At 71.5% G+C, this 7,797-nt stretch carries 9 protein-coding genes; 8 read left to right on the top strand and 1 reads right to left on the bottom strand.

Annotated elements, in window-relative coordinates:
* Nucleotides 1-175: 175 nt before the first annotated feature.
* From V6M57_RS15120 to V6M57_RS15145, 6 genes are all read left to right on the top strand, one after another.
* Entirely contained in the window at nt 176-1,189 is a 1,014-nt protein-coding gene (locus V6M57_RS15120) for a D-alanine--D-alanine ligase (protein ID WP_332815828.1), read from the top strand.
* Complete coding sequence (locus V6M57_RS15125) at nt 1,186-2,001, top strand: cell division protein FtsQ/DivIB (protein WP_332815829.1); 816 nt, start codon at nt 1,186-1,188, stop codon at nt 1,999-2,001. The genes V6M57_RS15120 and V6M57_RS15125 overlap by 4 nt, the downstream gene beginning before the upstream one ends.
* 15 nt (nt 2,002-2,016) lie before the next feature.
* Nucleotides 2,017-3,246 carry a cell division protein FtsA gene (gene ftsA / locus V6M57_RS15130; RefSeq protein WP_332815830.1) on the top strand — a complete coding sequence of 410 codons (1,230 nt, stop codon included), beginning with the start codon at nt 2,017-2,019 and terminating at the stop codon, nt 3,244-3,246.
* Nucleotides 3,247-3,380: 134 nt separating this feature from the next.
* Entirely contained in the window at nt 3,381-4,616 is a 1,236-nt protein-coding gene (gene ftsZ / locus V6M57_RS15135) for a cell division protein FtsZ (RefSeq protein WP_332815831.1), read from the top strand.
* Between the two features lie 113 nt (nt 4,617-4,729).
* Nucleotides 4,730-5,653: a UDP-3-O-acyl-N-acetylglucosamine deacetylase gene (gene lpxC, locus V6M57_RS15140; RefSeq protein ID WP_332815832.1), complete on the top strand. Its 924-nt coding sequence runs from the start codon at nt 4,730-4,732 to the stop codon at nt 5,651-5,653.
* Nucleotides 5,654-5,659: 6 nt separating this feature from the next.
* A complete protein-coding gene (locus V6M57_RS15145; protein ID WP_332815833.1) occupies nt 5,660-5,836 on the top strand; it encodes a hypothetical protein in 177 nt (58 codons plus the stop codon).
* Between the two features lie 50 nt (nt 5,837-5,886).
* On the opposite strand, the gene ruvC is transcribed toward V6M57_RS15145, so the two are convergent.
* Nucleotides 5,887-6,435, bottom strand: a complete 549-nt coding sequence (gene ruvC / locus V6M57_RS15150; protein WP_332815834.1) for a crossover junction endodeoxyribonuclease RuvC — start codon at nt 6,433-6,435, stop codon at nt 5,887-5,889.
* Between the two features lie 151 nt (nt 6,436-6,586).
* On the opposite strand from ruvC, the gene V6M57_RS15155 reads away from it, so the two are divergent.
* A complete protein-coding gene (locus tag V6M57_RS15155; protein WP_332815835.1) occupies nt 6,587-6,907 on the top strand; it encodes a BON domain-containing protein in 321 nt (106 codons plus the stop codon).
* 67 nt (nt 6,908-6,974) lie between these two features.
* On the top strand, nt 6,975-7,796 hold the full coding sequence (locus V6M57_RS15160) for a CAP domain-containing protein (RefSeq protein ID WP_332815836.1): 822 nt from the start codon (nt 6,975-6,977) through the stop codon (nt 7,794-7,796).
* The last annotated feature ends 1 nt before the right edge of the window (nt 7,797 follow it).

The following is a 7,797-nucleotide window of genomic DNA, read 5'->3' on the forward strand; positions in this document are numbered from 1 at the left end:
GGCGCTGAACACGGGTTGTCCACCGCGGCGTGCGTTCGTCGCAAGCGACGCCCGCCGCCGTGGACAACCCTGCATCGCGGTTGCACCCTCATCACGGAAGTGAGGGTAGGCCAGTGAGCGCCGCCCGGTCGCCCCAAGGCGCCCGCAGCGCGGTGCGCAGCGCGGAGGCCTTCCCGTGAGCGCGGTCGACGTCAAGGCCTTCGGCAAGGTCGCCGTCCTGATGGGCGGGCGCTCGGCCGAGCGCGAGGTGTCGCTGATGTCCGGCAGCGGCGTGCTCAGGGCCCTGCAGTCGCGCGGCGTCAACGCGCATGCATTCGATCCGGCCGAGCGCGGGCTGGCCGAACTCAAGCGCAAGGGGTTCAGGCGCTGCTTCATCGCGCTGCACGGGCGCTTCGGCGAGGACGGCACCGTGCAGGGCGCGCTGGAACTGCTGGGCATTCCCTACACCGGCTCGGGCGTGATGGCGTCCGCCGTGTCCATCGACAAGGTGATGACCAAGCGCATCTGGCTGGCCGAAGGCCTGCCGACGCCGGGCTGGCGGCTGCTGCAGCGCGGCGCCTTCACCCGCGAGCAGGTGCGCGAGATCCCCGATGCGCTCGGCCTGCCGCTGATCGTCAAGCCCTCGCGCGAGGGTTCGTCCATCGGCTTGGCCAAGGTGCAGGGCTACTCCGAGATGCAGCAGGCGGTGGAGGCCGCCGCCGCGCTGGACCGGGACGTGCTGTGCGAGCAGTTCATCGCCGGCGACGAGGTCACCTGCCCGGTGATCGGCACCGGCGACTCGGCCCGCGCGCTGCCGGTGATCCGGATCGTCGCGCCCGGGGGCAACTACGACTACCAGAACAAGTATTTCACCGACGACACCCAGTACCTGGTGCCCTGCGGCCTGCCCGGAGGCGAGGAAGCCGCCATCCAGGAGCTGGTGCTCAAGGCCTACCGGGTGCTGGGCTGCCGCGGCTGGGGCCGCATCGACGTGATGATCGACGCCGCCACCCGCAAGCCCTGGCTGCTGGAGATCAACACCTCGCCCGGCATGACCGGCCATTCGCTGGTGCCGATGTCGGCGCGCGCCGCCGGCATCAGCTACGAGGACCTGTGCCTGCAGCTGCTCGCCTCGGCGGCGCTCGACAACGAGCGCGCCGGCGGTGGCGGCGGCGCCGCGGGCAACGGCGGGGAGGGCGCCACGGCATGAGCGCCGCGCTGCAGCAGCCTTTCGACGTGCGGCTGATGAACGGCACCGCCACGGTGCTGTTCGCGGCGGCCGCCGCGCTGCTGCTGGCCGGACTGTGCCTGTGGGCGCTGCGCCATCCGCTGTTCGCGCTGGGCGGCATCACGGTGGAGGGTGGCGTGACGCACAACAGCGTGGCCACGCTGCGCGCCAACGTGGCGCCGCGGCTGGCGGGCAACTTCTTCACCGTCGACCTGGCGGCCGCCCGGCGCACCTTCGAGGCCGTGCCGTGGGTGCGGCAGGCGGTGGTGCGGCGCGAGTTCCCCAACCGGCTGCGGGTGGTGCTGCAGGAGCACCAGGCGGTGGCCTTCTGGGGCGAGGAAGGCGGCTCGCGGCTGGTCAACGGATTCGGCGAGCTGTTCGAGGCCAATGCCGGCGAGGTCGAGCAGGACGACCTGCCGCTGCTGGCCGGGCCGGAGGGCCAGTCGCAGCAGGTGCTGGCCATGTACCGGGCGATCGCGCCGCTGCTGCAGCCGCTGGCGCTGGCGCCGGCGCGGCTGGAGCTGACCGGCCGCGGCAGCTGGCAGCTGGAGCTGGACACCGGCGCGGTGCTGGAGCTGGGGCGCGGCGAAGCGGCCGACGTGCTGCCGCGGCTGCAGCGGCTGGCCGGCACGCTGGTGCAGGTGGCCTCGCGCTACGGGCGCCAGCCCGAGGCGCTGCTGTCGGCCGACCTGAGGTACGGGGACGGGTACGCGATCCGGCTGCGCGGCGTCGGCACCGTGGCGGCGGACGCGAAGACGAAGGGGCAGCCGCCGGCAGCGGCCGCGCCCCGCTGAGGGAACGAGGGGAACATGGCAAAGGAATACAAGGACCTGGTCGTCGGCCTTGACATAGGCACCGCCAAGGTGATGGCGGTGGTGGCCGAGGTCCTGCCCGAGGGCGAGCTGAAGCTGGCTGGGCTGGGCGTGGCGCCGTCGGGCGGGCTCAAGCGCGGCGTGGTGGTGAACATCGACGCCACGGTGCAGAGCATCCAGCAGGCGCTCAAGGAGGCCGAGCTGATGGCCGACTGCAAGATCTCGCGGGTCTACACCGGCATCACCGGCAGCCACATCCGCGGCATCAATTCCAGCGGCATGGTGGCGGTGAAGGACCGCGAGGTGACCCCGGCCGACGTGGCCCGCGTGGTGGAGACGGCGCGCGCGATCAACATCTCCACCGACCAGCGCCTGCTGCTGGTGGAGCCGCAGGAGTTCGTGATCGACGGCCAGGACGTGCGCGAGCCGATCGGCATGAGCGGCATCCGGCTGGAGGCCAAGATCCACATCGTGACCGGCGCCCAGAGCGCGGCCGAGAACATCATCAAGTGCGTGCGCCGCTGCGGGCTGGAAGTGGAGCAGCTGCTGCTCAACCCGCTGGCCTCCAGCCATGCCGTGCTGACCTCCGACGAGAAGGAGCTGGGCGTGGCGCTGGTGGACATCGGCGCCGGCACCACCGACGTGGCCATCTTCACCGGCGGCGCGATCCGCCACACCTCGGTGATCCCGATCGCCGGCGACCTGGTCACCAGCGATATCGCGATGGCGCTGCGCACGCCGACCAAGGACGCCGAGGACATCAAGGTCGAGAGCGGCTGCGCCAAGCAGTTGCTGGCCGACCCCGAGCAGCAGGTCGAGGTGCCCGGGCTGGGCGACCGCGGCCCGCGCATGCTGTCGCGCCAGGCGCTGGCCGGGGTGATCGAGCCGCGCGTGGAGGAGATCTACCAGCTGGTGCAGCAGGTGATCCGCGAATCGGGCTACGAGGAGGTGCTGTCCTCGGGCGTGGTGATCACCGGCGGCAGCGCCGTCATGCCGGGCATGGTGGAGCTGGGCGAGGACATCTTCCTCAAGCCGGTGCGCCGCGGCATCCCCCAATACACCGGCGCGCTGGCCGACATGGTGGCGCAGCCGCGCGCCGCCACCGTGATGGGGCAACTGGAGGAAGCGCGGCTGGCGCGCGTGCGCGGCCAGAAGGTGGCGCAGAAGAACGGCTCGATGAAGACGGCCTTCTCGCGCATGCGCGACTTCATCGTGGGGAATTTCTGATGGACGCCGAACTGCGCGCCGGCTGCCGGCGGCGACGACGATGGCGGTGCACCGATCCGCCCTCCTGAACGTTCTGGTTCTTTCACATCCGACAACGACTCAATACGGCAACTGCAAGGAATAGGAGAAACGAGATGCCCATCGAAATGATCGAGGAAGAAGACGGCTTCCACCTGGGCACGCAGATCAAGGTGATCGGCGTGGGCGGCGGCGGCGGCAATGCCGTCGAGCACATGATCGAGCGCGCGGTGCAGGGCGTGGAGTTCATCACGGCCAACACCGACGCCCAGGCGCTGGTGCGCAGCGCGGCGCACAAGACCATCCAGCTGGGCGGCAACGGGCTGGGCGCCGGTGGCAAGCCCGATCGCGGGCGCGACGCCGCCGAGGCCGCCGAGCACGCCATCCGCGAGGCGATCGACGGCGCGCACATGCTGTTCATCACCGCCGGCATGGGCGGCGGCACCGGCACCGGCGCGGCCCCCGTGATCGCGCGCGTCGCCAAGGAAATGGGCATCCTCACCGTGGGCGTGGTGACCAAGCCGTTCGACTGGGAAGGCGGCCGCCGCATGACCAACGCCGAGCAGGGGCTGGCCGAACTGGAGGCCAACGTCGACTCGCTGATCGTGGTGCTCAACGAGAAGCTGCAGGAAGTGCTGGGCGACGACGTCACCCAGGACGAGGCCTTCGCCCACGCCAACGACGTGCTGAAGAACGCGGTGGGCGGCATCGCCGAGATCATCAACGTGCCCGGCCACGTCAATGTCGACTTCGAGGACGTGCGCACCGTGATGGGCGAGCCCGGCAAGGCGATGATGGGCACGGCGGTGGCCTCCGGGCCCGACCGCGCCCGCATCGCCGCCGAGCAGGCGGTGGCCTGCCCGCTGCTGGATGGCATCGACCTGTCGGGCGCCAAGGGCGTGCTGGTGCTGATCACCGCGGCGCGCGAGAACCTGAAGCTGTCCGAGTCGCGCGAGGCGATGAACACCATCCGCGCCTACGCCTCGGCCGACGCGCACGTGATCTTCGGCACCGCCTACGATCCCAGCCTGGGCGACGAGATGCGGGTGACCGTGGTCGCCACCGGGCTGTCGCGCCATGGCCAGCAGCGCCGCACGGCGCCGCCGCTGCAGGTGCTGCGCACCGGCACCGACAACCTGCCGATGCAGGTGCCCACGATGCACAGCATGGTCGGCAGCACCGGCGTGGGCTCGGCGCAGGTGCCCGGCGTGGCCGTGCCCGCGCCCGACCTGTCGGTGCCCAGCGTCTGGCGCAACAGCCGCGCGCAGGCCTCGTCCAAGGTCGAGGCCCTGAGCGCCGGTGGCATGGACGACTTCGAGATCCCGGCGTTCCTGCGGCGCCAGGCCGACTGAGGGGCCAGGAGCCGGGGGCCAGGAGGATTGGGGCCAGGAGTTTCTCCTGCCGTGCCGCAGGCGCGAAATCCCCGGTCCCTCGGCCCCAGCCCCCAGTCCCTAGAATTCCCTCCATGCTCCCGCAGCGAACCCTCAAGAGCCTCACCCGTGCGGTCGGCGTGGGCCTGCACGGCGGGCAGCGGGTGGAGCTGACCCTGCGGCCGGCCCAGCCGGACACCGGCATCGTGTTCCGGCGGGTGGACCTGCCCGAGCCGGTGGACATCCCGGTGTCGGCGCAGGCCGTGACCGATACGCGGCTGGCCTCGACCATCTCCAATGGCAGCGTCAAGGTGCACACGGTCGAACACCTGATGTCGGCCTGCGCCGGGCTCGGCCTGGACAACCTCTACATCGACATCACCGCCGAAGAGGTGCCGATCCTGGACGGCTCCTCCTCGTCCTTCGTGTTCCTGCTGCAGAGTGCCGGCATCGTGGCGCAGAACGCGCCGCGCCGCTTCATCCGCGTGCTGCAGCCGGTCGAGGTGCGCGAGGGCGAGGGCGACGCGCTCAAGTGGGCGCGCCTGGTGCCCTACCACGGCTACAAGCTCAGCTTCGAGATCGACTTCGACCACCGGGTGGTCGACTCCACCGGCCAGCGCGTGGAGTTCGACCTCGGCCGCGGCAACTACCAGCGCGACATCGCGCGCGCCCGCACCTTCGGCTTCACCAAGGACGTGGAGATGATGCGGGCCAGCGGGCTGGCGCTGGGCGGCGGCATGGACAACGCGATCGTGATGGACGACTACCGCGTCCTCAACACCGAAGGCCTGCGCTACGAGGACGAGTTCGTCAAGCACAAGATCCTCGACGCGATGGGCGACCTGTACCTGCTGGGCAAGCCGCTGCTGGCGTCGTACGGCGCCTTTCGCTCCGGCCACGCCCTGAACAACAAGCTGCTGCGCACGCTGCTGGCGCAGCAGGACGCCTGGGAACTGGTGACCTTCCCGGACGAGCGCCAGGCCCCGGCCGGCTTCGCGCAACTCGCCCGCGCCTGGTAGCGCGGCATGCTGGTCTTCCGCTGGGCCCTGCTGCTGCTCCTGCTGGGCGCCGGCGTCTGTTTCGCGTTCTATGCCGCCACCGGGCAGCCGCGCTATCGCCGCTGGGGTCTGGTCACGCTCAAGTGGACCCTGCTGGCGGCCTTCGGCTTCTTCGCCGTGCTGGTCGCCGAGCGGCTGGCCTGATGCGGGGCGCAGGCAACGGGGTCTGCGCCACCTTCCCCTCGCGCCTGTTCCTAGTACGTCCGCCCTGCCTTGTACATCCCGGTGCTGCGCCGCGAAGTGGACGTGGCCTGCGCGATGCGGGCCATGGCCTGGCCGGCGTGCGCGTGGGTGATCGCCAGGCCCAGCGCGTCGGCGGCATCCTTGCCGGGCAGGCCGGGCAGCTTCAGCAGCCGCCTGACCATCTCCTGTACCTCGGCCTTGCCGGCCTTGCCGTAGCCGGCGACCGCCTGCTTCATCTGCAGCGCGGTGTACTCGGCAACGGCCAGGTCGCAGGCCACCAGCGCCGTCACGCAGGCGCCGCGCGCCTGCCCCAGCAGCAGCGTCGCCTGCGGGTTGGCGTTGACGAACACGATCTCGACGGCTGCGGCGTCGGGCCGGTACTGCTCGCGCACCTGGGCAATGCCCTGGAACAGCACCTTCAGGCGCGCCGGCAGGTCCCCGCGCGGCAGGTGCGTGGTGGTGATGGTGCCGCTGGCGACGTAGTGAAGCCCGTGTCCCTGGGCGTCGAGCACGCCGAAGCCGGTGGTCTGCAGGCCGGGGTCGATGCCGAGGATTCGCATGGGCGCCGCCGAGTCTACTGCCGCCGCGCCACGCGCCCATGACCGAGGCGCCAAAGCGAATTCCATCGCCGCGCCGCCGCGGCCCAGTCCTACAGGGCCGCCCGCAGCCCGGCGGCAAATTGGGCCTTTCGCAGCGAAAGGAGTAGCCCGAATGAAAACCTTGCTGATCGCACCGATGGCCGCATTGGCGCTGGCCGGCTGTGCCGGCTTCCAGTATGGCGAGCCGGGGGCCGGCGGCACGCGCACCGCGGGCCAGGCAGTCGACGACGCCACCATAGGCACCCGGCTGAAGGCCGCGCTGGCGGCGGACCCGGAACTGAGCGCGCTGAAGATCAACGTCGACACCCTGCAGGGCAACGTCAAGCTCAAGGGCCAGGTCAAGAGCATGAAGGAATGGCGCAAGGCCGGCGAGCTGGCCCGCAGCATCGACGGGGTGAAGTCGGTCGACAACCAGCTGGTGATCTCGGGCTGACGCCCGGACAATGGCTGGACGCGAGGGCTCCGCCCCGCGGTGGCGGCGCGCAGGTATGCCGTACAGCATGCGCCGGCTTGCCTACTGGCCCGCCCTCGCCATTGCGTGGCTGCCCGCCGCCGCCTCGGCACCGGAGCCGCTGCTGCAGCCGCTGCAGCGGGCCCGCCAGCAATGCGGCGCCGCCGGGCCGGCGCTGCGCCCGCAGGCGCAGCTGGAAGAGGCTGCGCGCCGCCTTGCGCGCGGGGCTCGGCTGGAAGAAGCGCTGCAGGCCAGCGGCTATCGCGCGCAGCGCAGCTTCCAGTGGACCTTGCGCGGCTACCGTTCGCCCCAGGCCGCCGTGCAGGCACTGGTGCCGCAGCACTGCCGGGCGCTGGCCGATCCCTCGCTGCGCGAGGTCGGCATCCAGCGCTCGGGAAGCGGCTGGTGGGTGATCGCCGCGGCGCCGTTCGACCCGCCTGCGGCGGCGCAGGCCCCCGACGTGGCGGGCCGCGTGCTCGCACTGGTCAACCAGGCGCGCGCGCAGCCGCGCCGCTGTGGCAGCCAGTCGTTCGGCGCTGCCGCCCCGCTGGCCCTGCATGGCCTGCTCGGACGGGCTGCGGCCGCGCACGCGGACTCGATGGCACGCCACGGCTACCTGGACCACCAGGGGCGCGACGGCAGCACCCCGGCCGACCGGGTCGGCCGCACCGGCTACCGCTGGCGCAGCGTCGGCGAGAACATCGCGGCCGGCCAGACCACCGCCGGCCAGGTCGTGCAGGGCTGGTTGGCCAGTCCCGAGCACTGCGCCAACATCATGGAGCCGCGCTTCAACGAGATGGGCGTGGCCTATGCCGTCAATGCCGGCAGCGAGGGCGGGATCTACTGGGCGCAGGTGTTCGGGCGGAGGTGAG

It is taken from the genome of Ramlibacter sp., from assembly GCF_036676645.1.
Taxonomy (GTDB): Bacteria; Pseudomonadota; Gammaproteobacteria; order Burkholderiales; family Burkholderiaceae_C; genus Ramlibacter.

Coding starts and splice junctions, on each gene's coding strand:
- ftsA (WP_332815830.1), top strand. CDS start 2,017: ATGGCAAAGGAATACAAGGACCTGGTCGTCGGCCTTGACATAGGCACC.
- V6M57_RS15125 (WP_332815829.1), top strand. CDS start 1,186: ATGAGCGCCGCGCTGCAGCAGCCTTTCGACGTGCGGCTGATGAACGGC.
- V6M57_RS15160 (WP_332815836.1), top strand. CDS start 6,975: ATGCGCCGGCTTGCCTACTGGCCCGCCCTCGCCATTGCGTGGCTGCCC.
- V6M57_RS15155 (WP_332815835.1), top strand. CDS start 6,587: ATGAAAACCTTGCTGATCGCACCGATGGCCGCATTGGCGCTGGCCGGC.
- lpxC (WP_332815832.1), top strand. CDS start 4,730: ATGCTCCCGCAGCGAACCCTCAAGAGCCTCACCCGTGCGGTCGGCGTG.
- ruvC (WP_332815834.1), bottom strand. CDS start 6,435: ATGCGAATCCTCGGCATCGACCCCGGCCTGCAGACCACCGGCTTCGGC.
- ftsZ (WP_332815831.1), top strand. CDS start 3,381: ATGCCCATCGAAATGATCGAGGAAGAAGACGGCTTCCACCTGGGCACG.
- V6M57_RS15145 (WP_332815833.1), top strand. CDS start 5,660: ATGCTGGTCTTCCGCTGGGCCCTGCTGCTGCTCCTGCTGGGCGCCGGC.